This window comes from Denitromonas iodatirespirans, assembly GCF_018524365.1.
Taxonomy (GTDB): Bacteria; Pseudomonadota; Gammaproteobacteria; order Burkholderiales; family Rhodocyclaceae; genus Nitrogeniibacter; species Nitrogeniibacter iodatirespirans.
Map to the genome: position 1 here is coordinate 1 of NZ_JAEKFT010000098.1, position 1,152 is coordinate 1,152.

Consider the following 1,152-nt stretch of genomic DNA (forward strand, 5'->3'; position numbering starts at 1 on the left):
CAGGAAGCGCTCGGCGGTGAGTTCGGCTTGGTTGAGGTAGCCGCGCGCGACGCCCTCGCCGCCGATGTACAGCTCGCCGGCCACGCCCACCGGGACCGGTTGGTGGTGGGCGTCGAGGATGTAGATGCGCGTGTTGGCGATCGGGCGGCCGATGTTCAGGTTGTGGGCGTCGCTCAGCTCTCCCGAGGTGGCGACCACGGTGGTTTCGGTGGGGCCGTAGTTGTTGATCAGGCGTTGGTGGGCTTCGAGCTTTGGCAGGTGTTTGAGCCGGTCGCCGCCGACCAGCAGGGTGTGCAGGTGTTCGTTCAGTTGTCCTTGGGCGTCGGCCATCTCGGCCAGCGGGGTGACCAGGAAGCTCACGTCCAGTTCGGCGTGTTGCCACCAGTGCAGCAGGGCTTGCGGGTCGCCCGACGCGTCGCTCGGCAGCAGTTGCAGTTGGCCGCCGCTGCACAGCACGGGCCACACTTCCCAGGCAAAGGCGTCGAAGCCGATGCCGGCGCTGCTGCTGCTGCGGGTGTCGGCGTCGAGCGCGAAGCTTCGGCAGTGCCAGTCGATCAGGTTGTGCAGGTTGCGATGTTCGATCATCACGCCCTTGGGGGTGCCGGTGGAGCCGGAGGTGTAGATCACGTAGGCCAGATCGCTGCCTTGGGTGCCCACCTGTGGGTTCTGATCGCGGGCCGATTGCCACAGCACGGCGTCGTGCGCCAGGTCGATCAGCGGTACCGCGTCGCTGAAACGCGCGATGCCCAGACTCAGCGCGGCTTCGACGTCGGCGCCCACGCGGGTGTGGGTGAGCACCACCGTCGCTTGGCAGTCTTCGAGCATGTATGAGAGCCGCTCGTTGGGATAGGCGGGGTCGAGCGGTACATAGGCGCCGCCGGCCTTGAGCACTGCCAGTTGGCTGATGATCAGCTCGGGGCTGCGCTCCAGACACACGGCGACCCGGGTGTCGGGGCCCACGCCCAGACCGATCAGGTGATGGGCCAGGCGGTTGGCGCGCTCGTTCAGTTCGCCGTAGCTCAGCGCCTCTTCTGCGCTCATCAGCGCAAGGGCTTCGGGGTGTGCGTCGGCCTGCGCTTCGATCAGGCTGTGGATGCTGCGCCTCTTGTCGTAGCCGTGCGCGGTGGCGTTCCAGTCGTCGAGCAGTTGGTG

General features: G+C 67.1%; 1 protein-coding gene. It reads right to left on the reverse strand.

Going from position 1 to position 1,152, the window contains the following annotated elements; translation table 11 throughout:
- On the reverse strand, positions 1-1,152 hold a 1,152-nt coding region (locus tag I8J34_RS24080; RefSeq protein ID WP_214364167.1), incomplete at both ends, for an amino acid adenylation domain-containing protein.